Below are 24,173 nucleotides of genomic sequence, written 5' to 3'. Positions count from 1 at the left end.
AGTGCCGGTATTAGTTATGTGGGCCAGGGAAACGTAAATAACGGTTCTTCCGGCAACATCAGCGCGAATTTGCCGAGTTACCAGACCGGCGACCTGCTTTTGTGCCTGGTGGAGTCGCACGATAACGTTGCACATTCGATTTCAAGCGGCTGGAACACGCTTTATTCGCTTTCCAGCGGTACCGCTGGCGGACATCGCGCATCGCTGTTCTGGCGTATCGCGGCGAATACCTCGATCAGTAATCCAACGATTACTCATTCCGGCGGTAATAGCATTATTTCCCGTTGCGTCGCCTATCGGGGCGTGGATCAGACGATGCCGTTCGACGTTCCTTTTTCCTCGGCCATGTCTGCCAGCGATACGACTATCGAATCCGGCAGCGTCAATCCAGTCACCAATGGCGCGTGGGTAGTGTTCGCCAACCATATGGCTGACGATCCAGGTCAACTCAACATGACTACTACCGGAGGGCTGACCTGGACCAGGCGGTTTTTTTCCGTTACCAGCAGTGGCAACGATTCCGGACTGGGGCTGTTCGATACGGGGCCGCGGCAGCCGGGCGCAGTCGGTCCTGTTGTCGCCACCACGAACACTAGCGCAGAGAGTACGGGAGCATTGCTTGTGCTGCGTCCGGCTGGTGGCAATGTCCTGACCATCAACAAGCCGGTGGGCGTGCTGGCTGATGACATCATGATTGCATCGATCTCTGTTGGATTGAACGGAATTGTCGTGACACCACCCAGCGGCTGGATTCTGGTACGGCAGGTCGTGCGTAGCGGGACCAACTCCAGCACTTTACAGACTTACTACCGGGTTGCAACAGGTAGCGATCCTGCTAGCTATTCATGGACCTTTTCCGGGGGCACCCATGTGGGTGCCGTAGGCGGTATCACTGCCTTCAGCGGTGCGGATTTGGTGACGCCCATCGCGAATGAAGCCGGGGCAGCGACCAACAGCGCGACTACGCACACTGCGCCCAGCGTCATCACCAGCAAAGCCAACAGCATGCTGGTAACCGTGCATGAATACAGCAGTTCCGGCACCTGGACGCCGCCCGGTGGCATGACCGAAGCCGTGGATATCGCATCGCGACCAGTGCCTGATGCGGCGGGGCTGGCCATGGAAATGAACTATGAGTTGCGCCCGGCTTTTGGCGCTACCGGTACGCGACAGGCCACGGCCAATGGCAATGCGGATTTGGGCGCGACACAATCATTGGCAATCAATCCTTCGGGTGGTTTGTCCTGTTTTGGTGATGGTTTCGATCGGGCGAATGGTGCTCCTGGCACTGACTGGCTGGTTGGTAATGTAGGTGGAACGTTTGGCAATCCGGCTATTGTGAATAACAGGTTGCGACTAACCAATAATTCCGCGCAGGTATCGACCTACGCGACACTGCAGAGGTTATTTCCTGCCGCGGGCAATAAGATCGTTATCGAGTTCATGCAATATTCGTATGCTGGTACGGGCGCGGATGGTATGGGCATTGTGTTGTCAGACGCTGCGGAGTCACCGATCGCCGGTGCGTTCGGCGGGTCGTTGGGTTATGCACCGAAGCAGACTAGCCTCGGGGGGGACACGACGCATGAAGGTTTTTCCGGTGGCTGGCTTGGAGTTGCACTGGATGAGTTCGGCAATTATTCCAGCAACACCGAAGGACGATCAGGAGGCAGCGCACCGGGATTTACACCAGATTCCGTCGCTATTCGCGGTTCGGGCAGCGGTTTCACTGGCTACTCATATTTACGCGGCACCGGAACCCTGCCAGTGGGTATTGATAATGCAGCATCTGCAACCGCTGCGCCGGGGCACAAATACCGCATCATCGTTGATCATAGCGACGGTGTTCATGGATGGACCTCAGTTGAGCGCGATACCACCGGCACTGGCAACAGTTATGGTTTTGTTGTGCCGGTATTTGATGCCAAGGCTGAGCCGGGGCAAGCTGCGGTACCAACCAATTGGAGCCTTTCCTACACAGGGGCGACTGGCGGCAGTGGCAACATACATGAAATCGATTCGCTGCAGGTATGTTCCATTACGCAGCAGGTGCTGACGCTGCATCACATCCAGCTCGAATATCCTGGCAAGATGTGCAGATCGGGAGGAGTGACGGTCAAGGCTTGTGCGGATGCCGCTTGCACGGCCTTGTATACGGGTTCAGTGACTGTCAATCTTGTCGTTAACAAGACAAGCGGTAGCGGCACACTGAGTTTTTTATCGAATTCCGTTACCTTTACTGGCGGGCAGACAACGACAACGTTAAGCAACAGCAATAATAACAATGCCACTGCCAGCATTGCCGGCACATCGGCGACGTCACCGAGCGCGGGCAATGCAACGACTTGTTTGAGCGATACCGGTGCAACAAATTGCAGTGTGAGTTTTGTCAGTGCCTGTTTCGATGCGGTTGAAACAAGTACTAACACGCCGGCCACTCCGATCTATACCAAGTTGGCGAATACTTCTTTCAATTTGCGTATTTTGGCAATTAGAAATAGTGCGATCGATACTTCTAATAACGGTTCTGTCACGGTGACACTGGTGGATCCGACCATCGCTGGCAATTGTGATGGTACGGCCGCCGGTTTGGTCACATCGCAGACGATCAATCTGACTAATGGAATTGGAACAGTTAATGGAATTAACTATGCGAATGCTGCAAAGAACGTAAAGGCTCGGATGACCTCAGGTGGGATATCAACCTGTTCGACAGATAATTTTGCAATACGACCGCAACGGTTCAATCTATCCACTGATGCAGGTACGCCTGGGCCCTATGCGGCCGGCACAGATTTTCATATCACTGCAACTTCAGTCACGGGTTACGATGGAACCCCGACATTGAATCTGGCGCAGGTAACAGCAACTCCTGGAAGCACCAATATTCCTTTGAGTGGGGATTTTTCTGCGGCAAGTGGCATAACGTCACAAGGCACCTTCCAATATGACGATGTTGGAACGCTGGATTTCAACATCGCGCCTACGGACTTTACTGCTGTCTTTGATCCCGACTTTACTGCTGTTGATCAGGTGACAGGGGTTGTGAATGGTGTCAATCACGGTACATCACCGGATTGCCTGAATGGCAGTGCAACAAATGCAGCCAGCGGTGGACGTTACGGATGCACAATAGGTAGTAGCACGCTATCAGCAGGGCGTTTCAGGCCGGATCATTACGATGTGACGGCCACGCTGACGGCGGCATGCGAAAACAAATTTACCTATATGGGACAGCCTGCGCTGGGAGTTGCCATTGGCTTGCAGGCCATGAGTGCAAACGGTACACAACTCGCGCGTTTTGGCACCGGATATTCCCATCTTTCCACCTTTACGATCGCCGGGGACAATGCAGGGGTAGCAATTAGCCCCTTGAATAATCGCCTGACTCCGGGTTTGCCCGCCTTTGCGTGGACTGCCGGTGCGTATATCGTCAATCTCGCCAATTACAGTTTTGGTCGCAATACGGCTCCGGATGGTTCATACGAGAATTTCGCACTCAAGGCAACGATTACAGATTCGGACGGCGTCAACATCACATCTCTGAACGGTGCGTCGGTATCCGTTACCAGCGGACTGTCGAATACAACAGCGCTGCGCTTCGGCCGCCTGAAACTGGCGAATGTCAACGGTTCGGAGTTGATGAATGCATCGTTACAGGCAACCGCAGAGTACTGGAAAAATGGCACCGGCTTTGTGACCAACACAGATGACAATTGCACTGTTATAGATGCATCGGCCATCAAACTGCAAAATCAGCTGCTTGGTCTGAATGCGAGCAATATGCCGGCAAATAATTTCATCGCGTCGCCACTTTCCTTTGCTGCAGGCCAGTCTTCCATCACCGTGAAAAAACCGCTTCCTACGCCAACTGCAAAAGGTAGCGTGGATGTTTGCATCGATCTGGCTAGCGACAACACGCCGGGCACAGTATGTGCTGCGACATCTGCCAACATGCCGTGGCTGCAGGGAAAATGGAATGGCACTCTCTACGATGATGATCCGGGCGCACGCGCTACCCTCGGCATATTCAGAAGCGGGCCGGTGGTTTATCTACGCGAGATTTATTGATGAATTAACCGAATAGTTGACGAAAATTTACAAATACGTTGTTAATCGTTTTCCCTTTCCTTTTTATGAAGCCGCGAGACGGAAAAGCGATTGACATCAATAGTTTAATCCCCTAAGTTCACGCAGGTTCTAGACGAAAATTTCAGGATGAGTTTGTTCAGAAAAAACCACAAGATCGCAGACTGGATGGTTGTATGCATACAACCCGATAGCATTAGCGTTGCCAGTGTAAAGCGCTCGCCTTCGGCGAGGCCGGTGGTAGAATTGGCGACTTCGTTTGCATTGCAAGGGGCTGCGGTTCCGGCCGTGCTGGAGAAGCTCGCCAGGGAATTGCATGCAGAGCGCTATCACTGCATCAATCTGATGGCGGCCAATGAATATCAATTGCTGTCCGTTGAAGCTCCCAATGTGCCTGCCGACGAATTGAAGACGGCAATACGCTGGCGTTTGAAAGATATGCTGGATTTCCATATCGACGATGCAACGGTCGATGTACTGGATGTCCCGCTGGATAAAAATGCAGGCAATCGTAATCACCAGATGTATGCGGTGGCGGCGCGCAACCAGTTGATTGAACAGCGGCAGACGCTATTCAGCGACACGAAAATTTCCTTGCGCGTGATTGATATTCCCGAGATGGCGCAACGCAATCTGGCTGCCTTGCTGGAGCAGCCGGAGCGCGGCGTGGCGCTGTTGTCGTTCAATGCGGAAGGCGGTCTGTTGACCATGACTTATGCGGGCGAACTTTATCTGTCGCGCCGTATTGATGTCACGCTTGAGCAATTGATGCAAACGGACGAAGAGCAGCGACAGGCCTGCCACGAACGCGTAACGCTGGAGCTGCAACGTTCACTGGATTATTTTGAGCGGCAATACCACTACATAACCCTGTCGAAACTGATGCTGGCGCCGCTGTACGGCGAAGCTGAAAATCTGGTTTCTTATCTGGCCGAGCATTTGTATATCCCGGTTGAAATTCTGGATCTCGCAACGATTCTGGATTTTACAAAAACGCCGGAATTAACATCCCTGGAGATGCAGCAGCGCTATTTCATGGTTCTGGGTGCCGCATTGCGGCAGGAAACGGTAGCGCTATGAGCCAGCAGATCAATTTATTCAATCCGATTTTCCTCAAGCAGGAAAAACATTTTTCCGCATTGACGATGGTGCAGGTGTTGGGCGTCATTCTGGCGGCAGCCTTGCTGCTGACTGCCTATGCGTCCTACCAGTTGTCTGCATTGCAGAACGAGCAGAAATCGGTGACGACGCAATTGCAACTGGCGCAAAATCAGCTGGCGAAGGTGACGGCAGACTATGCGCCGCGCGAAAAAGACATGCGGCTGGAAGCCAGGTTGCGGCGGGCCGAGGCGCAAGTGAAGTCCTTGCAACAGGTGTCGGATGTTTTACGCAAGGGCGAGTTGGGCAATACCGACGGCTATGCGGATTACCTGCGCGCTTTTGCACATCAGATCATCGATGGCGTATGGTTGACCGGCTTCACGATACAGGGAGCTGGCAGTGCGATTTCACTGCAGGGCGGCGCCTTGCGTCCGGAGTCGGTGCCAGCCTATCTGACGCGTCTCAAATCGGAACCGATCATGCAGGGCGCTTCTTTTTCCACGCTGGAAATGCAGTTGCCCAAGAGCGATAAACCTCTCGCGCCGGGAGAGAAGCCTGCTGCACCGGCTGGCTACATCAATTTCAATCTGCATTCTTCCAGTGTGAAAATGCAAAAAGGTCTGGCTGACGAATCGGATACTTTCGGTCTACCGGCGTTCAATCTACAAGAGCAGATACGCAAAGCGGCAGGGGAAGGCAAATGAAGCAGGCATGGCACAAATTGGCGTTGAAAATTGACGCCATGTCTCTGCGCGAGCGCGCCATTATTTTTGCAATCGCCATGCTGATTCTGGTGTTGCTGATTAATGCAGCGCTGCTCGATCCGCAATATGCGAAGCAGAGCAAGCTGTCGCAGCAGATCAAGGAGCAGCAAGCGCAGATCGCCGATATTCAGAATCAGATTCAGCAAAGAGTGAAAGCGCAGGCTAACGATCCGGATTACGACATCCGCGTGCGCATGCAGGCCTTACGGCAACGTGCGCAGCAGATGAACGATGCCTTGGGCGATGTGCAAAAAGGCCTGGTGCCGCCGGACAGAATGGCGGCCTTGCTCGAAAGCGTATTGAAGAAAAATGACAAACTGCTTTTGCTGTCGCTGAAAACGCTGCCGGTAAAAAGATTGAACGACGCAGTCGACACAGACGAAAAGCCGGCGTCGGATGCGTTGCCGATATCGTTGGCCGATGAAGAGTCCGATGCCGTAAAAGGTGTTTTCAAACATACGGTCGAACTCAAGGTTCAAGGCAGTTACATGGACATGATGGCTTACATGAAGTCGCTGGAAAACATGCCTTGGCAGCTATTCTGGGGGAATGCGGAATTGACGGTGGATGAGTATCCGAAGGCAACCCTGACCTTGACGCTGTTTACTTTAAGCCTGGACAAGAAATGGCTGAATCTATGAGCGCGCGTATATTGCTGATCGCGCTGGCCGGTAGTCTGACATGGCTTCCTTCAGCATGGGCACAACAATTGCGGGACCCAACGCAACCTCCCAGCCTGCTGATGCAGGACGGCGCGGCCACCAGTGGCAGCGGTGAGACGGTTTTGCAGTCGGTGTTTATTTCACCAACGCGCAGAGCGGCCATCATCAGTGGCCAGACTGTCAGATTGGGCGAAAAATTCAACGGCTCGACTTTGGTAAAGATTACCGAAAGCGAAGTGGTGTTGCGGAATGGCGGTGAGCTTCAAACGTTGAAATTATTCCCAGGTATTGGCAAGCGATTGACGTCTGTTCATGGTCGTCAAAATCCTGATAATCGGAAGTGAAGAGGTAGGCAAGCGTGCGTAAAATTCTATTAGCCACAGTGGTTATTTCTATCGCTGGATGTGCAGCTCCGACATCCAAACGGGAAACCTACGATTTGATGAATGCCGAGATGAGCAAGGCTGCTCAGGCAAGCGTCCAGCCGGCAAAACAGGATGCGGTTGCTGCCGCGCTGCTGCCACCGATCAATATCGAGATGCCGCAGGTGCGGCAACCGCTGGAAGAACGCTTCAGCCTGGCTTTCAATAATGTGCAGGCCAGCCAGTTCTTCAATTCGATCGTGATCGGTACACGCTACAACATGCTGGTTCATCCAGAGGTGAGCGGGACGATATCGGCCAATCTGAAAGACGTGACCTTGTTCGAGGCGCTGGATGCGATCAAGGATTTGTACGGTTACGATTACAAGGTGGAAGGTTCGCGCATCGTTATCAAGCCGCTGACCATGCAAACCAGTATCTTCCAGGTGAACTATCTGACCGGCAATCGCAAGGGCGCCTCGAATACACGTGTGATTTCCGGTTCGGTCAGCGTACAGGGACAAAACAACGGCAACAACTCGAATACGCAAAACAACAATAATTCAAACAGCAATAATTCCGGTGCCAATCTCGCCGCACTGGAAAGCAGCAAGATCAGCACGACTTCTGCCAGCGATTTTTGGGCAGAGTTGAAATTTGCGTTGGATGCGATTGTCGGTAGCGGCAAGGATGGACGCACCGTTGTCATCAGCCCGCAATCGGGTGTGGTCGTTATCAAGGCGATGCCTGACGAATTGCGCAGCGTTTCGGCTTATTTGAAAGCGACGCAGCTCTCGGTAGACAGGCAGGTGATCCTGGAAGCAAAAATTCTTGAAGTGGAATTGAACGATGGTTTTCAGACAGGGGTGAACTGGTCGGCTTTCAGGACAGGCAGCAGCCGCATATCGGGCGGTTCGATTTCACCGGGAACTGTTCTACGACCCGACGGTTCGATTGCAACCGGTGCGTCCAGCATTGATGCGACAACGGGAGCCTTTATCGGCGGCGCTTTGAATGCTTTGCCGGGTCAGGATTTGAGATCGGGAGTTTCTAATCTGGGCAGCATGTTCGGCCTCGCATTGCAAACCAAAAATTTCGCTGCGCTGATCTCCTTCCTGGAAACACAGGGCAATGTGCATGTGCTGTCCAGCCCGCGTATCGCTACGCTGAATAATCAGAAGGCGGTGCTTAAAGTCGGTACCGATGAATTTTTCGTCACCAATGTCAGCAGCAATATCACTACCTCGGGTGGGGTGGGGGGGAACACTGTGACCCCGAACGTTACGCTGCAACCGTTCTTTTCCGGTGTCGTGCTGGACGTGACGCCGCAGATCGACGAGCAGGGCAACATCATTCTGCACATTCATCCTTCGGTCAGCGATGTGCAGACTTCAGTGAAAGTAGTCAATCTGGGCACCAGCGGCGGCACTTTGACCTTGCCGCTGGCGAAAAGCAATACCTCCGAAACTGATAGCGTGGTGCGTGCGCAGGACGGCAACATCATTGCGCTGGGCGGCCTGATGCGGCAGGCGACTTCATCCGACCGTTCGCAGTTGCCGGGTGCCGGCGATGTGCCGGTCTTGGGAAATCTGTTCCGCAATACCAATCAGGCAACGCAAAAGCGTGAACTCGTCATCCTGCTGAAGCCGACCATCATCCATAATGCAAGCAGCTGGTCGCAGGATATTCTGGATGCACAAGGCCGGATTCAAGGCATGGCGCCGCGCGACAAAGTGCGGGAGTAACGGAGCGCAATGTACAAGCATCACTTTGGTTTGCGCGAATTGCCTTTTGGTATTACACCCGACACCAGTTATTTTTTCGCCTGCCCGAATTATCAGCAGGCCTTGAACACCTTGCTGATCGCGGCAAAAAGTGGTGAAGGCTTCATCAAGATTACCGGTGAGGTCGGCACCGGTAAAACGCTGCTGTGTCGTAAATTCCTGTCCTCGCTGGACGACAGTTTTGTCACCGCCTATATTCCGAATCCCTATCTTGAACCGCGCAGCCTGATGCTGGCGCTTGCGGATGAGCTGGAAATCGAACTGGAAGAAGAAGTCGATCAGCATCAATTACTGAAGGCGATCAATCATCGTTTGCTGGTACTGGCGCGCGAAGGCAAGCGCGTGTTGCTGTGTCTCGACGAAGCGCAGGCAATGCCGCTGGAAAGCCTGGAAGCATTGCGTCTGTTGACGAATCTTGAAACGGAAAAACGCAAGCTGCTGCAAATCGTCCTGTTCGGCCAGCCGGAGCTGGATGTCAAATTGCAGCAGGCTGAAATCAGACAGCTCACGCAACGCATTACCTTCCACTATCGCCTCAGTCCCCTGTCGCGGGACGATCTGGATTTCTATGTCGTACACCGATTGAATGTTGCCGGTTTTTCCGGCAGTCGCCTGCTGGCGCGCGATGCGATTCATGCCTTGCATAAAGCCAGCGGCGGTATTCCGCGTCTGGCGAATATTCTTGCGCACAAGGCCTTGATGCTCGCGTATGGAGAAGGCCGGCAACAAGTGCGCGCCCAGCATATTCGTGCTGCGGCAAAAGATACGGAAGCGGCGCGCCGCATGTTGCCGCTACCTGTACTCTGGTTGGCTGGCGGCGGATTGTTGATTGCCTTGACAGGTATGGCCTGGATTTATTTGCGATGAGTATTATTAATCAGATGTTGCAGGATCTGGAGCAACGTCATGCAGATGGCGTTGTGGGTGGCAATATGGCCGGGCAGGTACGGGCAGTGCCGCAGGAAAGAAAAAGCCATGCCGGATGGTTTGCAGCAGCAATATCGACGATATTGCTGGGCGGTGTACTGCTGTGGTTATGGCTGCGTCCTGCTCTGCCTGTCCAGACTATGCCGGCAAGCGTTGTCCTTGCAGCGGTGCCAACGCCTGCACCTGCACCACCTGAATTGGCGTTGAAGCTTGAGCCGGATTTGACGATCATGGCCGAAGCGGTCGTGCCTGATGTGTCCGCTGTACCTGCCGCGCAGGCAAACAGCGAAACCGGGCCCTTGATCGCCGCTGATACGGTTGCCGATACCGGCGTCGCCAACAAGTCCGCTGGCAAAGCTGGCAACAGCCAGTCGAATATTGCCCTGTCTGCTACACCAGCCGCAGTCAGTAAACCGGCCGTAGAAAAAATAAAGGCGATGCCTGATGCACAGCCATCTGCGCGCGATTCCGGCAATCAGGCAGCAAGCAGGCAAGCGGCACAGGACAAGGCTGCAGTACCGGATGCGCCGGCCATGCTGAACAAGCAGGTCAAGGAACTGACACCGCAGCAGCGCTCTGAAAACGATTATCGCAGGGCGACTGGATTGATGCAGCAGGGTCGTATTGCCGAAGCGATCAGCCTGCTCGAACAGGCGTTGCAATCCGATGCGCAAAATGCCGGTGCGCGGCAAACATTGATTGCGCTATTGATCAACAACAAGCGGCAGGACGAGGCTGCACGTCGTGCGCAGGAGGGCTTGAGTCTCGATGCCAAACAAGCCGGCTTTGCCATGATACTGGCGCGCCTGCAAGTTGAAAAAGGCGAGCAGCAGACGGCGATCAACACTTTGCAGCGCACCTTGCCTTATGCGCAGGACAGGGCGGAATACCAGGCATTTCTGGCGGCCTTGCTGCAGCGCGAAGGGCGCCACAAGGATGCGGTGGAACAATACCTGGCCGCCGTACGCAAGATGCCGCAAAACGGTTTGTGGTGGATGGGTATGGGAATTTCCCTGCAGGTGGAGAATCGCGCTGCCGAAGCACGCGAAGCGTTTATCCATGCACGCGAGAGCGCCACACTGTCAGCCGATTTGCAGGCTTTCGTCGAACAGAAATTGAAGCAGCTGGCGCCATGATGTCCTGCCGCAGATTTTATTCTGCCTAGCCGGACGATGGGCGATTGCCAGTCGCACGAGCAATCATTCTGTCGTTTGCGGCAAGGCGGAAGTTTCCAGTGTCCACGCTTCCGGCGTCATGATGGCGAACAGGCCGTCGCGCCGGGTTTTTCTGGCAAGCTTTAATAGCGCCTTGTCCTTGGTAATCAGCACGTCGGCTTTGATATCGCGCGACAATTCCAGAAATTTCTGATCGTCTTTATCCTTGCAGATCGGCAGCTTTGCCGCCTCGGCATCCAGCGCAGGCATGGGATTGCAGCGTATCAGGGCATCAAATTCTGCCGCCACCTGAAGACGTGCGGCATCGTCCAGTTTCAGGTGCGGATAACGCAAAACGATGCTCCATTCCATACGGCAGTCGTCGCGGGTGACCGCTTCCACCGCGCCGTTTTTCAACGCTGCGTGCAATAAAGCCCAGCGTGGATCGCGGAATACGAACAGATCCAGACATACATTTGTGTCGAGTACGATGCGCTTAGGTATCATTGCCAAAATTATTCTTGTCCGGATGTGAAAATGTTGATTGTTTTATCGCCTGCAAAAACCCTAGATTACGACACGCCTGCCCATACAGAAATCTCCAGCAAACCCGACTTCATCAAGCGATCTGCAGAATTGATTGAAATTCTGCGGGAGTTCGCGCCGGATCGCATCGGTAGTCTGATGCGCATCTCCGATCAGCTGGCGACACTCAATGCGAATCGCTACGCTGCATGGTCGCCGAAATTCACGTTGAAAAATTCCAAGCAGGCGATGCTGGCTTTCAATGGCGATGTGTATGAAGGCCTGGACGCCGCCAGCCTGAATGCGAAACAACTGGCGTATGCACAATCGCATATCCGTATTCTATCCGGCTTGTACGGTGTGTTGCGCCCGCTCGATCTGATGCAGCCGTATCGCCTGGAGATGGGAACCCGTCTGGCCAATCCCGCCGGCAAGGATTTGTACGCATTCTGGGGCGATACGGTGACGACTGCGCTGAACCAGCGTATCGCCGAAGAAAAAACCGAGGCGCTGATCAATCTCGCCTCGGAAGAATATTTCAAGGTCGTCAAGCCGGCATTGTTGCACGCGCCGGTCATCACGCCTGTTTTTCAGGATTGGAAAAACGGCAAGTACAAGATTATTTCCTTTTATGCCAAACGGGCGCGCGGCATGATGGCGCGCTATGCGGCAGTAAAAGGTATCGTTCGCACCGAAGAACTCAAATCTTTTAGCGAAGACGGTTATGCTTTTGACGAAAAACTGTCGACTGAAAAATCCTGGATGTTCAAGCGACGTATCGAGCATTGAGCGCATCCTGATCGGCAGCATCGAATAAAAAAGCCTCGCAATGCGAGGCTTTTTGTCTGAATCAATTACCAGATTTGCCACCAGGGCTTGTCCTTCTTCGGGCCGCCGTGGAAATACACGCTGTTCGGGAAGTTGGTTTTCATCACACGTTCTGCATCGTCGCGCAATTGCGGCAGATTCAATGCGTCGTAGGACTGAATCATCACGTATAGTGCGCCTTCTGCAGCCGGTGCGCCCGGGTAATTCTTGACTGCTGCCTGCGCGCGGTTGGCGGCCGCCAGGTAGGCGCCGCGACGATAGTAGTAATTCGCAACGTGCACGTCGTATTGCGCCATCGCATTGACCAGATAGGCCAGGCGTGCGGAAGCATCGGGTGTGTATTTGCTGTCCGGGAAACGTTCGGTCAGTAGCTTGAATGAATCGAAGGCTTCACGTGCAGCTTTCGGATCACGTTCGGTCGGGTCCTGGCGCGACAGGAAATCGAAAACGCTGACCTTGTCGTTGAAGTTGATCAGGCCGCGCAGGTAGTACATGTAATCGACGTTCGGATGATCCGGATGCAGCTTGATGAAGCGTTCGACAGCGGCCAGTGCCTGCGGTTGATCGCCCTGGCGGTAATAGGCGTAGGCAATTTCCATCTGCGCCTGCTGGGCATAAGTGCCGAATGGATAGCGCGACTCCAGCTTTTCGAAATGACTAACGGCTTTTTCGTAATTGCCGGTATTCATCTCTTCACGAGCCTCCGAGTATAATTTGGACGGCGACCAGTTTTTGGTCTCGTCGATTTGGTCGGGTGTGAGGCTACATGCGGACAACAAAAAGGCAAGAGCAATATAAGTAAGTTTTAACATTTGTTTTTGCATGAGATTTTGCGAGGATACCGCCAGACAATGAATGATTATAGCCGATGGGACTTGCAGTGAACCCAACTGAAACACCGATTGAGAATAAAACAATGCCGACAGGCGATTTGGACGGCATGGACGAAGCGGACGGCGATTTGCTTGACGTTCCGCCGATAGAGCTGGATTTGACGCCTGCAGTCTGCGGCGTCCGCTTGGACAAGGTGCTTTCCACTCTTGTTCCGCAATATTCCCGTAGTCGTTTGCAGCAATGGATAGATGCAGGCCATGTCAGCGTCGACGGCGAGATTGCGCGCGCCAAAATGACCGTGTACGGCGATGAAAAAGTCGTGATTTATCCTCAGCCTGCACCGGAAGACGAGGCGTTCAAACCGGAAGCGATGGATTTGAACATTGCCTATGAGGATGCGGCGATTCTGGTCATAGACAAACCGGCCGGGCTGGTTGTGCATCCGGCGGCCGGCAACTGGTCGGGTACGCTGCTGAACGGCTTGCTGCATTACCTGCCGGCAATTGCCGGTGTGCCGCGCGCCGGTATCGTGCACCGGCTGGACAAGGACACCAGCGGCTTGATGGTGGTGGCAAAAACGCTGGTGGCGCATACCGATCTGGTGCGCCAGTTGCAGGCGCGTACCGTCAAGCGCGAATATCTGGCGCTGGTGTGGGGCACGCCCAACGTGTCGGGCAAAGTGGATACCTCCATCGGTCGTCATTCGCGTGATCGCGTCAAGATGGCGGTTTCCGAGAATTTGACCGCCAAACCTGCACTTACGCATTTCCAGCGCCTGGCAACCGGCATGCTGGATGGCCGTCCGGTCAGTCTGATGATGTGTCAGCTGGAAACAGGACGCACGCATCAGATACGCGTGCATATGCAATCGATAGGTTTTGCGCTGGTCGGCGATGCCTTGTACGGCAAGCAGCATTTGACTACCGTGTTCCCGCGTCAGGCTTTGCATGCACGCCGCCTCGGTCTGATCCATCCAGTCTCGGGTGAGGCAGTCGAATGGTCGTCCGAATTGCCGCAGGACTTTGCCGATCTGATTGCACGTAGCGGCATCAAAGCCTACTGAAGCGTTCTTCATTTTCTCTCATGCACGTTCGCACTCCCGTCCGATCATGGAATTGATACTGCCGCAATGGGGTAAGAAACTGCCTGGCGTGCGCGCCTTGGCAACCACGCGCCCCTGCGGCAACAGTCCGGCGCCGTATGACGATGGGCAGGGCGGTGGTGGATTGAATCTGGGCGTGCATGTCGGCGATGCAAGCGATTGCGTGCAGCTTAATCGTGCGCAGATTCGCCGTCATCTGCCGGCCGAACCGGCGTGGCTGACGCAAGTGCATGGTACGACCGTGCTCGATGCGGCAAAGGTGAATGATGCGCCGTCTGCCGATGCCAGCTTTACGACGCAGCGCGGCGTGGTGTGCGCGATCATGACGGCAGATTGCCTACCGGTTTTGTTCGCCGATGCGGCTGGGCGTGTCGTCGGTGCGGCGCATGCCGGCTGGCGCGGTCTGGCAGGCGGCGTACTGGAAAATACGGTGGCCGCCATGCGCGCCGCCGGAGGCGACACGCTGCATGCGTGGCTGGGCCCGGCGATCGGGCCTATGCAATTTGAGGTGGGGGAAGAGGTGCTGCAGGTTTTTGCGGCGAAAGATCCGCTCATGCGCCATGCCTTCCAGCCTGTCGCCGCGCGTCCCGGGAAATATCTGGCCGACATTTATCAACTGGCGCGATCCACCCTGGCAAACGTCGGCGTGATGGATGTCAGTGGCGGCAATTTCTGTACAGTCAGCGAAACCCGGCGCTTTTATTCATATCGCCGCGATGGTGTCACCGGACGCATGGCCTCTCTGGTCTGGCTGGAATAAGCAGGCAGTACGCTGCCGGCAAGACTGCAGTTCAAACTTCGGGCCGGCATTCAGCCGATGGCGCGCTCTTCATTGCGCTTTTTTCCCGCTCCGCATTGTTCATCATTTCTTCGCGCCGCTGCATTTCCTGCACCTGACGTTTGCGCTTGCGCTGTCCGGCGCCCATCACGTATACAATAATCGAAACCGGCAGGACGCCGTACAGCAGGAAGGTCATGATGCCCGCGATGACGGATGTTTCCATGATGGACATCATGAAAACGACGTAAATCCATGCGATGGCAATAATGTACATATAAGTATGTGAAGTTACTCAAACCGCAAAGATACTCGAAAAGAGAATTGCCAGTATGAATAAGCCTGAATTGCCTCCGTCTTCTGCCGTGCTTATCGATCCCGCCGTTGCTGCGGAATTGCAGCGCGACTATGCGCAAAAATTTTTGACTTTATGGCAGCAGATGCTGACGGCGCAAGTGCCGCCGCTTGCCGACAAGCGTTTTTCCGCTGCTGCATGGCAATCGAGTACCTTGCATGCTTTCAATGCGTCCGTGTATTTGCTGAACGCACAATTCCTGGCGGCGATGGCGGATGCGATACAGGTCACGCCCAAGGTAAAGCAAAAAATTCGCTTTGGGGTAGAGCAGATGGTCAACGCGATGTCGCCGGCAAATTTTCTTTTTTCTAACCCGGAAGCGCAGCAGAAAATTGTCGAGACCAATGGCGCAAGCCTGACCAATGGTCTCAAGCACCTGTTTGAAGATATGCAAAAAGGCCGTATTTCGCAAAGCGATGAATCGGCATTTGAAGTCGGTCGCAATGTGGCGATTACCGAAGGTGCGGTGATTTTCGAGAATGATTTGTTCCAGTTGCTGCAATACAAGGCGCTGACGCCCACCGTGTACGAGCGGCCGCTGCTGTTGGTGCCGCCCTGCATCAATAAATACTACATTCTCGATTTGCAGCCACATAATTCCTTCGTGCGTTACGCAGTCGAGCAGGGGCACACGGTATTCCTGATTTCGTGGCGTAATGCCGATGCATCGATTGCGCATGCGACCTGGGATGACTATGTGGAAAGTGGTGTGCTGCAGGCGATCAGCGTCGCACAAGCTGTCTCTGCACAGGAAAAAATCAATGTACTGGGTTTTTGCGTAGGCGGCACCATGCTTGCAAATGCACTGGCGCTGGCATGCGCGCGCGGCGAGAAACCGGCGGCGAGCCTGACTTTGCTGACGACCTTCCTTGATTTTTCCGATACCGGCATTCTTGATGTGTATATCGATGAAGCAAAGATCAAGGAAACTGAGGAATTGATTGGGCACGGCGGCTTGATGAAGGGGCTGGATTTCAATGCGGCGTTTGCCAGCTTGCGCTCGAATGAACTGATCTGGAATTACGTGACATCCAATTACCTGAAGGGCGAAAATCCGGTGCCTTTCGACATGCTGTACTGGAATGCCGACAGCACCAATCTGCCGGGCCCCATGTATTGCTGGTATGTGCGCAATACCTATTTGGAAAACAATTTGAAGCAGTTAGGGAAATTCAAGCTGGCAGGCAAAAAAATAGATTTTGGCAAAATCGATGCCCCCAGTTTTATTTACGGTTCGCGCGACGATCACATCGTGCCGTGGACCAGCGCCTATGCATCGACCGCTATCTTGAATCGCAAGAAGCTGCAGCAAAATCGTTTTGTGCTCGGTGCGGCCGGTCACATTGCCGGCGTGATCAATCCGCCTGGCAAGAGCAAACGCCATTACTGGATCAATGATCAGAGGGAGACAGATGCGCTGTCATGGCTGGCTGGCGCCACGGAAGTGGCTGGCAGCTGGTGGCCGGCATGGAGCGATTTTCTGGCGCAGCATGCGGGTAAAAAAGTAAAGGCGCCGCACAAGATGGGGAACGCTCAGTTCAAGCCGATCGAAGCCGCGCCGGGTCGTTATGTGAAGGTGAAGGCAAGCTAAATAAAAGAAGGGCAGGCATGGCTGGAGATTTTCTTGCAGTGCGGCAGACAGGTAAACCTGCTACTTGTTGCGTAATCCCCTTTTTTTTAGCACTATAATGGCCTGACGAAGCGAGCAGAGCTCGCTGCCTGAGACAACTGAAACAAATAATTGCGTTGCGACGCAGCAAGTTGGGATTCCTGATGACGAGTACAAAAAAAATGGCCGAGCGTTTGATCAAGAAGTATCCGAATCGTCGTCTGTACGATACGCAAACCAGTTCCTACATTACGCTCGCCGACGTCAAACAGCTGGTGCTCGATAGCGAACAGTTTTCGGTAGTCGATGCCAAGACCGATGAAGATCTGACGCGCAGTATTCTGTTGCAGATCATTCTGGAAGAAGAAGCCAACGGTTCGCCGATGTTTTCCAGCGCGGCCTTGTCGCAAATCATTCGCTACTACGGGCATGCAATGCAGGGCATGATGGGTTCGTATCTGGAAAAAAACATCCAGGCCTTCATCGATATCCAGAACAAGCTGACCGAAAACTCCAAGGGCTTGTATGAAGGCAAGCCCTTCAGTCCAGAAATGTGGGCGCAATTCATGAACGTGCAAGGCCCGATGATGCAGGGCATGATGAGCAACTACATCGAGCAGAGCAAAAACCTGTTCGTGCAAATGCAGGAGCAGATGCAAACGCAGTCGAAGAATATGTTTGGCGCCTTTCCTTTTGTTCCGCCCGTCCCGCCTTCTGGTGATAAAAACAACAAGTAATAGCGTAGAGCCATCCACCTTGCGTGAGATGGCAGGCAGGGCGGTCAAGAGGGTACAATAGCGGCTTCGTTTCTTACCTGTCTGCACCATGACCAACGCTCCCCCAGCAACACCCAAAATCGGCTTCGTTTCCCTCGGATGCCCGAAAGCCCTGGTCGATTCAGAGCAAATCCTTACCCAGTTGCGCGCCGAAGGCTATGACACTGCCAAGTCCTATGATGGCGCCGATCTGGTCATCGTCAATACCTGCGGTTTCATCGATGCTGCCGTGCAGGAATCGCTGGACGCCATCGGCGAAGCGCTGCATGAAAACGGCCGCGTCATTGTGACCGGCTGCCTGGGTGCGAAAAAAGACGCCAATGGCGATGACATCATCCAGAAAGTGCATCCGAAAGTTCTGGCCGTTACCGGCCCGCACGCGCTCGGCGAAGTAATGGATGCCGTGCATCTGCATATGCCGAAACCGCATGCTCCTTTCCTTGATCTGTTGCCGCCGCAAGGCATCAAGCTGACGCCCAAGCATTTTGCGTATCTGAAAATTTCCGAAGGCTGCAACCATCGCTGCAGCTTCTGCATCATTCCTTCGATGCGCGGCGATCTGGTATCGCGCCCGATTGCAGACGTGATGATGGAAGCGGAAAACCTGTTCAAGGCCGGCGTGAAGGAATTGCTGGTCATTTCGCAAGATACCAGCGCCTACGGTGTCGATATCAAATTCCGCATGGGCTTCTGGAACGGCAAGCCGGTCAAGACGCATATGACGCAACTGGTGGAAGCACTGGGCGAACTGGCGGCTCCTTATGGCGCATGGGTGCGTTTGCATTATGTGTATCCATATCCACACGTGGACGCGATCATTCCGATGATGGCCGAAGGAAAAATCCTGCCGTATCTGGACGTGCCTCTGCAGCACGCGCATCCGGATGTATTGAAGCGCATGAAGCGTCCGGCCAGCGGCGAAAAAAATATTGAGCGCATCCAGGCGTGGCGCGCGATGTGTCCCGATCTGACGATACGTTCGACCTTCATTGCCGGTTTCCCCGGTGAAACCGAAGCAGAGTTCGAATACCTGCTCGACTTCCTGAAGGAAGCAGAAATCGACCGCCTCGGCTGCTTTGCCTATTCACCGGTGGAAGGCGCAACGGCAAATGATTTGCCGAATGCGGTGCCGGAAGAAGTGCGCGAAGAACGTCGTGGCCGCGTGATGTTGCTGCAGGAAGAAATTTCGAAAAAACGATTGCAGGCAAAAGTCGGCAAGACCATGCGCGTGCTGATCGATGAAGTCAACCGCACTGGCGCAGCCACTGCACGCTCTGGTGCAGATGCGCCGGAAATCGATGGCGTGGTCTACGTCAAGGCGCCATACGAACCGCATATCAAATACAAGGTCGGCGAGTTCGTCGATGTGAAAATCACTGGTGCCGATGCGCATGATCTGTGGGCTGAAGCATGATGAAAAAATATTTGCTTGCTTCTTTGGTCGCACTGGCCTGCACCGGTGCTGGCGCGTTTGCACAGGAACCTGCCAAAACCATCGCGCCCGCTGCAACTTCTGCTGCCAGCCCGTTGATTCCTGCAGTTCCGGCACTGTTCCTGAAACCGGTTACCCTGCGCGGCACTTTGGGCGATACGGATGTGCAAGTTCATATTCGTCCCAAAGCTGAAATCGATGAAGGCATAGAAGGCGAGTATTTCATCTTCGGCAATTCGGCCAAGATCCTGTTGGCCGGTGAAATCGAAGGCGAGATACTGTTCATGGAAGAGTCGGAAAACGGCACCAATATTTCCGGTCAATGGGACGGCAAGCTGGAAGGCGATATGCTATCCGGAACCTGGATGTCGGCTGACGGTTCGTTCACCAAACCGTTTGCCTTGAAAGTAGTGCCGCTCAAACCAGTTGCCGCTTCCAGGCCTGCCAAGAAGGCGATCGCCAAGGCTGATAAACCGTAATTTATTGGAGAAGCGCGTGACCGATCGCACCTCGTTCCAGACCGCCCTGATCCACCATGATTATGTGGCGCCCGAAGGATTCGCCGCCTTTCCGCAAGCCATCCATCACGCATCGACAGTCTTGTTCAAGGATGTGGCCAGCATGCGCTCGCGCAACTGGCAGGACAAGACGGCTTATACCTACGGCTTGCACGGCACGCCGACCACCTTCACGCTGGAAGCGCGACTGGCCGCTATCGAAAACGGCAAGCATTGCCTGCTGGCGCCCAGCGGTCTGTCGGCGATTGCGATGGTCGATTTCGCTTTCCTCAAAAGCGGCGACGATGTACTGATCCCCGATAACGTCTACAACCCGAATCGCGAACTGGCCAACTGGCTGGCGCATGATTTTGGTATTGCTGCGCGCTACTACGATCCATTGATCGGCAGCGGCATCGTCGATTTGATTCAGCCCAATACCAGACTGATCTGGACCGAAGCGCCGGGCTCGGTGTCGATGGAAGTGCCGGACATTCCCGCCATTTGCAAAGCAGCGCATGCGCAAGGCGTACTGGTTGCACTCGACAATACCTGGTCGGCGGGGATTGCATTGCGTGCTTTCGATCTGGGTGTCGATATCGTGATGCAGGCGCTGACCAAGTATCAATCCGGCGGTTCTGATGTGTTGATGGGTGCAGTCATCACGCAGGATCAGGCCTTGAATCACAGGCTGGAACTGGCGCATATGCGACTGGGTTTCGGCGTGAGTGCCGATGATAGTTATCTGGTGCTGCGCAGTTTGCCGACCATGAAATTGCGCTTCGAGGCACACGATGCCGCAGCGCGCAAGATAGCCGTCTGGCTGCAGACCCAGCCGCAGATTGCGACCGTTTTGCATCCGGCATTACCGGAATGTCCGGGACATGAAATATGGCAGCGTGACTTCAGCGGCGCCGGCGGATTATTTTCCATCGTGTTTGATGCACGTTATACCGAAGCGCAGACGGATCGCTTTGTCGATAGCCTGAAACTGTTCAAGATAGGTTTCAGCTGGGGTGGCGCCAACAGTCTATGCGTGCCGTATCGTATGCAGCACATGCGACGGAACTGGCCGCATCAGGGGCAATTGTTGCGACTGAATATCGGCCTGGAAGATCCTGACGATCTGATCGGCGATCTCAGACAGGCGTTTGACGCGCTGTAAAACCGGGCATCCCTTGTGGATGCTTTTTTATTGGCGGATGCGCGCGTAGCGCGGCAGTTTCACTTTTTCACTGGCAGTTTCCAGCGGCGGAAGCCCGAGGAAAATGTGTCGGTATGATGCATACAGAATCCCACCCAGGATAGGATACAGCGGCACTACAGTCAGGCCGTGGAGCAGTGCACCGCCCATCAACAGCACGGCACAGACAAAGACGACGATGACAACAAACTTGTTTTGATTGAAAGCCTTGAAAGTGTGGTCCAGGCATAGTCTGAGCGGCAGGTCGGTGCATACGATGAGCGGGATCGCAAACCACGGCAGGATTACCAGCAACCAGATGCCGATGGAAAAAAGCGCCTTCGATCCAGCCATGAATTCACTTAGTTGGTGCGATTTCTCAATATAGACCGACGGTTCTCCCGAGGGAACGACGGTACTTTGGACAATATGCAGAATGACGAACATCGCGATCGTCATAGTCAGCACTGTTGCAGTTGAACAAAACAGGATGCGCAACAGGGAAAAGGACGATGATTTCAGTACCTTTGCAAGCGACTCAGATGAGTCTGCACTATATGCCACGAGGACAAAGGCGCCGACCAGGACGGGGGAGATAATCGTCAGCACTAGCGCAGGGAACTGGCTGGCTACACCCAGTGTGAAAAGAACGAGGGCGACATTCAGTACGAAATGCTTGCTGGATAAGTGCAATGCTTCGCTGACCCAGCGTCGCCAACTGGATGCGTCAACCTGTCTCGGGCCAAAAGTATTCATCGCGTGAATGAAGCAAGTGATTGAGTTAATGAGTGACGTTTGATGTTGCTAAAGTCTGTTTTTTCAACTTCCGGTGCATTGCAATAAGGCCGCTTGCGATTCGCTGCTGTGATTCATCGCTGTGATTCACTACGCGCCTTTTTTACAGCATAAGTAAATTTAAGCGGGAAAGCAAACCTGTCTTGCCTTATGCCGGAAGCGAGTGTTGATTTTCCCGTGCAGGGATCAGCTCTTCAACTGATTGAATAGCTGATGCAGGCAAACATCATGAATAAAAAAAGCATCCGGATGGATGCTTTTTTTGATGGCTGCAAGAAAATACTGTCAAGGCATCGCCTTGTTGTCGTTCAAGTCCACGATGCCCTTGATCAGGCGATACAGCTTCCACAGCCATGCCACGGTCCAGATCAGGAAGGCGACGGGTATGCCGATGAAGGTCATGAAGAAGATGCCGCCCAGCGTCATCCACACCAGATACCACCAGAAGGAACGGATCTGCCAGCCGTGATGGCTGTAGACAAAGGTATTGGCGCTGTCCGCACGTTTGACGTAATTGATGATCAGCGGGATGAAGGAAAATGCACCGAGTGAAAAAATCAGGCTGGCGGCGTGCGCGATATACAACCACCACGCGAGATTTTTTGCTGATTGTAAAGGGCTGTCTAAAACAAGGTTTTGATTCATGGTCCGGTCTTTATGAAGGTTCAGTCACTCTGATGCATAAAAGAAACTGAAGTTCCGCTTGTTAACATTGTTTGACATGTATGTCTGCAAACATTTTAAACGATCAAGCTTGAGCGGGGCAGTGAGGATGAAGGATGCGGCAGATGGCGTGTCGATGTATCAGGAAAAATGATCAAAAAAAACGGGCCCGCAATGGGCCCGTTTTCTTATCTGCTGCTTTTCTTATTTGACGACCATATACGTGAATGGAATCACATAAGCCTGCAGCGTCACCAGGAAGCCGACCAGGATGGCCAGAGCGATCGAGTGGAAGAACACGTAGCGCAGAATGTCGCCCTCGTGGCCATACCATTTGGTCGCGGTAGAGGCGACCACAATCGATTGCGCATCGATCATCTTGCCCATCACGCCGCCCGCGCTGTTGGCGGATGCCATCAGCACTGGTGGCAGACCGAGTTGTTCAGCAGTCGTTTTTTGCAGACTACCGAACAGAACGTTGGCGGCAGTATCAGAGCCTGTCAGCGCCACGCCCAGCCAGCCGAGCAGCGTACCGAACATCGGATAGAACACGCCGGTATGCGCAAATGCCAGGCCAAGAGTTGCGTCGAGACCTGCGTATTTGCTCAGGTAACCGACAGCGAACATCGCGCAAATGGTCATGAGCGAATAACGTACCAGTACGATGGTGTTCCAGTATTCCTTGAGCATGCGGCGGAAGGAATAACCCATCAACGCACCTGCCACGATGGAAGAAACTAGAATGCCGGTGCCAGCCATTGAAAGAATGTTGAAGTTATATACGGCCGCTTCGACGAATGGTTCCTTGGCCACTGGCGGCATCTTCATGACCATCTTGTCGAGGCCGGGAATCGCATACTTCCACGACCAGACCGCATCAATCGCCTTCTTGAAGAACGGTGTACCCCAGATGAACACGAAGACAGACAAAATCACCCAAGGCATCCACGATTTGGCAACGGTAATGTTGGCAGTGGCAGTATTGTCCGCGGTGACGGGCTCATCCTTGATGTCGTCCTTGGAATTGTCGTTGCGATTGCGCAGGGCAGTCGAGGTCCAGATTTTCTTTGGTTGCCATACTTTCAGGAACAGGGTCAGCGCACCCATCGACACGATGGCGGCAATGACGTCAACCAGCCACGGGCCGTGATAGTTGGAAACCAGGAATTGCGGAATGGCAAACGATGCGCCAGCCACCAGAATTGCCGGCCAGATTTCACGCATGCCGCGGAAGCCGGCAAATGCCCAGATCAGCCAGAACGGCACCAGTACCGAGAAGAAAGGCAGTTGGCGTCCGATCATTGCAGACAGATCCAGTACGTCGATGCCGGTCACGGAAGCCAGTGCGATCACCGGTGCACCCAGTGCGCCGTAGGCAACTGGAGCGGTGTTGGCGATCAGTGCCAGGCCGGAAGCAGCCAGCGGCGAGAAGCCGAGACCGATCAGGATGGCGCCGGTAACTGCAACCGGGGTGCCGAAGCCTGCAGCGCCTTCAAAGAACGCGCCGAAACAGAAGGCAACCAGCAGCAATTGCAGGCGACGATCTTCAGTGATGCCGCCTATGCTGTTTTGCAATACCTTGAAATATCCGTTCAGCGTCGTCAGGCGATGCAGGAAGATAATGTTCAGCACGATCCAGCCGATCGGGAACAAGCCTGCAGCAATACCGTAGCCGGCTGCCTTGCCGGCCATGGTCACCGGCATGCCGAATACAAGAGCTGCAATCGCGATGCCGACGACGAGTGCAAGGCCGGCGGCGAGGTGAGCCTTCATGTGGAAGAATGCCAGTGCCGCCAGCAGCACTGCAACCGGAATGCCGGCTGCCAGTGTAGAGAAACCGAAGCTGTTAAGCGGATCGTAGATTTGTTGCCATATCATGTCTTTTCCTTTGATCGGGGGAGCTATTTTTCTACCCTTGCTGGTTGTCCCAGCGCAGGGCACAGTACGATAGCA

General features: G+C 54.0%; 22 protein-coding genes. 16 read left to right on the top strand and 6 right to left on the bottom strand.

The features are described 5' to 3' along the window. Nucleotides 1-18 precede the first annotated feature (18 nt). The 8 genes from ACIQW9_RS06260 (at nucleotide 19) to ACIQW9_RS06225 (ending at nucleotide 10,825) form a co-directional block, all read left to right on the top strand. Complete coding sequence (locus tag ACIQW9_RS06260) at nucleotides 19-4,071, top strand: DUF6701 domain-containing protein (protein ID WP_402334310.1); 4,053 nt, start codon at nucleotides 19-21, stop codon at nucleotides 4,069-4,071. Nucleotides 4,072-4,326: 255 nt separating this feature from the next. Beyond that, complete coding sequence (locus ACIQW9_RS06255; RefSeq protein ID WP_402337917.1) at nucleotides 4,327-5,169, top strand: agglutinin biogenesis protein MshI; 843 nt, start codon at nucleotides 4,327-4,329, stop codon at nucleotides 5,167-5,169. Then, nucleotides 5,166-5,894 carry a PilN domain-containing protein gene (locus ACIQW9_RS06250; RefSeq protein ID WP_402334307.1) on the top strand — a complete coding sequence of 243 codons (729 nt, stop codon included), beginning with the start codon at nucleotides 5,166-5,168 and terminating at the stop codon, nucleotides 5,892-5,894. Before ACIQW9_RS06255 ends, ACIQW9_RS06250 begins: the two co-directional genes overlap by 4 nt. A 38-nt stretch (nucleotides 5,895-5,932) precedes the next feature. Further along, complete coding sequence (locus ACIQW9_RS06245) at nucleotides 5,933-6,595, top strand: MSHA biogenesis protein MshJ (RefSeq protein ID WP_402334304.1); 663 nt, start codon at nucleotides 5,933-5,935, stop codon at nucleotides 6,593-6,595. Next, complete coding sequence (locus tag ACIQW9_RS06240) at nucleotides 6,580-6,960, top strand: hypothetical protein (RefSeq protein WP_402334302.1); 381 nt, start codon at nucleotides 6,580-6,582, stop codon at nucleotides 6,958-6,960. The genes ACIQW9_RS06245 and ACIQW9_RS06240 overlap by 16 nt, the downstream gene beginning before the upstream one ends. 14 nt (nucleotides 6,961-6,974) lie before the next feature. Beyond that, nucleotides 6,975-8,723: a pilus (MSHA type) biogenesis protein MshL gene (gene mshL, locus ACIQW9_RS06235; protein WP_402334299.1), complete on the top strand. Its 1,749-nt coding sequence runs from the start codon at nucleotides 6,975-6,977 to the stop codon at nucleotides 8,721-8,723. 9 nt (nucleotides 8,724-8,732) lie between these two features. Next, entirely contained in the window at nucleotides 8,733-9,629 is an 897-nt protein-coding gene (locus ACIQW9_RS06230; protein WP_402334296.1) for an ExeA family protein, read from the top strand. Beyond that, nucleotides 9,626-10,825, top strand: coding sequence for a tetratricopeptide repeat protein (locus ACIQW9_RS06225; RefSeq protein ID WP_402334293.1), 1,200 nt, complete (start codon nucleotides 9,626-9,628; stop codon nucleotides 10,823-10,825). The genes ACIQW9_RS06230 and ACIQW9_RS06225 overlap by 4 nt, the downstream gene beginning before the upstream one ends. 63 nt (nucleotides 10,826-10,888) lie before the next feature. Here the strand turns inward: ACIQW9_RS06225 and ACIQW9_RS06220 are convergent, their stop codons facing one another. Continuing rightward, a complete protein-coding gene (locus ACIQW9_RS06220) occupies nucleotides 10,889-11,350 on the bottom strand; it encodes a putative toxin-antitoxin system toxin component, PIN family (RefSeq protein ID WP_402337915.1) in 462 nt (153 codons plus the stop codon). A gap of 30 nt (nucleotides 11,351-11,380) precedes the next feature. On the opposite strand from ACIQW9_RS06220, the gene yaaA reads away from it, so the two are divergent. Next, nucleotides 11,381-12,157, top strand: a complete 777-nt coding sequence (gene yaaA, locus ACIQW9_RS06215; RefSeq protein WP_402334290.1) for a peroxide stress protein YaaA — start codon at nucleotides 11,381-11,383, stop codon at nucleotides 12,155-12,157. 65 nt (nucleotides 12,158-12,222) lie between these two features. On the opposite strand, the gene ACIQW9_RS06210 is transcribed toward yaaA, so the two are convergent. Further along, nucleotides 12,223-13,020: an outer membrane protein assembly factor BamD gene (locus ACIQW9_RS06210; protein WP_041322390.1), complete on the bottom strand. Its 798-nt coding sequence runs from the start codon at nucleotides 13,018-13,020 to the stop codon at nucleotides 12,223-12,225. A 92-nt stretch (nucleotides 13,021-13,112) separates the two neighbouring features. Between ACIQW9_RS06210 and ACIQW9_RS06205 the strand changes: the two genes are divergently transcribed. Together ACIQW9_RS06205 and pgeF are read left to right on the top strand one after the other, a co-directional pair. Next, a complete protein-coding gene (locus ACIQW9_RS06205; protein WP_402334287.1) occupies nucleotides 13,113-14,093 on the top strand; it encodes an RluA family pseudouridine synthase in 981 nt (326 codons plus the stop codon). A gap of 46 nt (nucleotides 14,094-14,139) precedes the next feature. Next, complete coding sequence (gene pgeF / locus ACIQW9_RS06200; protein WP_402334284.1) at nucleotides 14,140-14,892, top strand: peptidoglycan editing factor PgeF; 753 nt, start codon at nucleotides 14,140-14,142, stop codon at nucleotides 14,890-14,892. Between the two features lie 31 nt (nucleotides 14,893-14,923). Here pgeF and ACIQW9_RS06195 read toward each other — a convergent pair whose 3' ends face one another. Beyond that, nucleotides 14,924-15,187 carry a hypothetical protein gene (locus ACIQW9_RS06195; protein WP_402334281.1) on the bottom strand — a complete coding sequence of 88 codons (264 nt, stop codon included), beginning with the start codon at nucleotides 15,185-15,187 and terminating at the stop codon, nucleotides 14,924-14,926. A gap of 55 nt (nucleotides 15,188-15,242) precedes the next feature. Between ACIQW9_RS06195 and ACIQW9_RS06190 the strand changes: the two genes are divergently transcribed. The 5 genes from ACIQW9_RS06190 to ACIQW9_RS06170 all read left to right on the top strand — a co-directional run bounded on the left by ACIQW9_RS06190 (nucleotide 15,243) and on the right by ACIQW9_RS06170 (nucleotide 20,744). Next, nucleotides 15,243-16,856: a PHA/PHB synthase family protein gene (locus tag ACIQW9_RS06190; protein WP_402334278.1), complete on the top strand. Its 1,614-nt coding sequence runs from the start codon at nucleotides 15,243-15,245 to the stop codon at nucleotides 16,854-16,856. 182 nt (nucleotides 16,857-17,038) lie between these two features. Then, nucleotides 17,039-17,611, top strand: a complete 573-nt coding sequence (phaR, locus tag ACIQW9_RS06185) for a polyhydroxyalkanoate synthesis repressor PhaR (RefSeq protein ID WP_011871395.1) — start codon at nucleotides 17,039-17,041, stop codon at nucleotides 17,609-17,611. An 88-nt stretch (nucleotides 17,612-17,699) separates the two neighbouring features. Continuing rightward, a complete protein-coding gene (gene rimO / locus ACIQW9_RS06180; RefSeq protein ID WP_011871394.1) occupies nucleotides 17,700-19,064 on the top strand; it encodes a 30S ribosomal protein S12 methylthiotransferase RimO in 1,365 nt (454 codons plus the stop codon). Then, the gene (locus tag ACIQW9_RS06175) at nucleotides 19,061-19,561 is read left to right on the top strand and encodes a hypothetical protein (RefSeq protein WP_402334274.1); all 501 of its coding nucleotides are present in this window, start codon (nucleotides 19,061-19,063) and stop codon (nucleotides 19,559-19,561) included. Before rimO ends, ACIQW9_RS06175 begins: the two co-directional genes overlap by 4 nt. Before the next feature lie 16 nt (nucleotides 19,562-19,577). Then, entirely contained in the window at nucleotides 19,578-20,744 is a 1,167-nt protein-coding gene (locus ACIQW9_RS06170; RefSeq protein ID WP_402334271.1) for a cystathionine beta-lyase, read from the top strand. 27 nt (nucleotides 20,745-20,771) lie between these two features. On the opposite strand, the gene ACIQW9_RS06165 is transcribed toward ACIQW9_RS06170, so the two are convergent. From ACIQW9_RS06165 to ACIQW9_RS06155, 3 genes are all read right to left on the bottom strand, one after another. Then, nucleotides 20,772-21,371, bottom strand: coding sequence for a hypothetical protein (locus ACIQW9_RS06165; protein ID WP_402334268.1), 600 nt, complete (start codon nucleotides 21,369-21,371; stop codon nucleotides 20,772-20,774). 471 nt (nucleotides 21,372-21,842) lie between these two features. Then, complete coding sequence (locus ACIQW9_RS06160; protein ID WP_011871390.1) at nucleotides 21,843-22,202, bottom strand: membrane protein; 360 nt, start codon at nucleotides 22,200-22,202, stop codon at nucleotides 21,843-21,845. Between the two features lie 222 nt (nucleotides 22,203-22,424). Continuing rightward, nucleotides 22,425-24,095: an L-lactate permease gene (locus ACIQW9_RS06155; protein WP_402337913.1), complete on the bottom strand. Its 1,671-nt coding sequence runs from the start codon at nucleotides 24,093-24,095 to the stop codon at nucleotides 22,425-22,427. Nucleotides 24,096-24,173 lie beyond the last annotated feature (78 nt).

This window comes from Herminiimonas sp. NPDC097707, assembly GCF_044761395.1.
Classification (GTDB): domain Bacteria; phylum Pseudomonadota; class Gammaproteobacteria; order Burkholderiales; family Burkholderiaceae_D; genus Oxalicibacterium.
The sequence above is the reverse complement of the archived record's forward strand: the minus strand, read 5'-3'. Positions and strand labels throughout refer to the sequence as shown.

Bases quoted from the DNA above. Each gene is read 5' to 3' on its own strand.
- ACIQW9_RS06250 (WP_402334307.1), top strand. From the start codon at position 5,166: ATGAGCCAGCAGATCAATTTATTCAATCCGATTTTCCTCAAGCAGGAA.
- ACIQW9_RS06245 (WP_402334304.1), top strand. From the start codon at position 5,933: ATGTCTCTGCGCGAGCGCGCCATTATTTTTGCAATCGCCATGCTGATT.
- ACIQW9_RS06240 (WP_402334302.1), top strand. From the start codon at position 6,580: ATGGCTGAATCTATGAGCGCGCGTATATTGCTGATCGCGCTGGCCGGT.
- ACIQW9_RS06230 (WP_402334296.1), top strand. From the start codon at position 8,733: ATGTACAAGCATCACTTTGGTTTGCGCGAATTGCCTTTTGGTATTACA.
- ACIQW9_RS06225 (WP_402334293.1), top strand. From the start codon at position 9,626: ATGAGTATTATTAATCAGATGTTGCAGGATCTGGAGCAACGTCATGCA.
- ACIQW9_RS06220 (WP_402337915.1), bottom strand. From the start codon at position 11,350: ATGATACCTAAGCGCATCGTACTCGACACAAATGTATGTCTGGATCTG.
- yaaA (WP_402334290.1), top strand. From the start codon at position 11,381: ATGTTGATTGTTTTATCGCCTGCAAAAACCCTAGATTACGACACGCCT.
- ACIQW9_RS06210 (WP_041322390.1), bottom strand. From the start codon at position 13,020: ATGCAAAAACAAATGTTAAAACTTACTTATATTGCTCTTGCCTTTTTG.
- ACIQW9_RS06205 (WP_402334287.1), top strand. From the start codon at position 13,113: ATGCCGACAGGCGATTTGGACGGCATGGACGAAGCGGACGGCGATTTG.
- pgeF (WP_402334284.1), top strand. From the start codon at position 14,140: ATGGAATTGATACTGCCGCAATGGGGTAAGAAACTGCCTGGCGTGCGC.
- ACIQW9_RS06195 (WP_402334281.1), bottom strand. From the start codon at position 15,187: ATGTACATTATTGCCATCGCATGGATTTACGTCGTTTTCATGATGTCC.
- ACIQW9_RS06190 (WP_402334278.1), top strand. From the start codon at position 15,243: ATGAATAAGCCTGAATTGCCTCCGTCTTCTGCCGTGCTTATCGATCCC.
- phaR (WP_011871395.1), top strand. From the start codon at position 17,039: ATGACGAGTACAAAAAAAATGGCCGAGCGTTTGATCAAGAAGTATCCG.
- rimO (WP_011871394.1), top strand. From the start codon at position 17,700: ATGACCAACGCTCCCCCAGCAACACCCAAAATCGGCTTCGTTTCCCTC.
- ACIQW9_RS06175 (WP_402334274.1), top strand. From the start codon at position 19,061: ATGATGAAAAAATATTTGCTTGCTTCTTTGGTCGCACTGGCCTGCACC.
- ACIQW9_RS06160 (WP_011871390.1), bottom strand. From the start codon at position 22,202: ATGAATCAAAACCTTGTTTTAGACAGCCCTTTACAATCAGCAAAAAAT.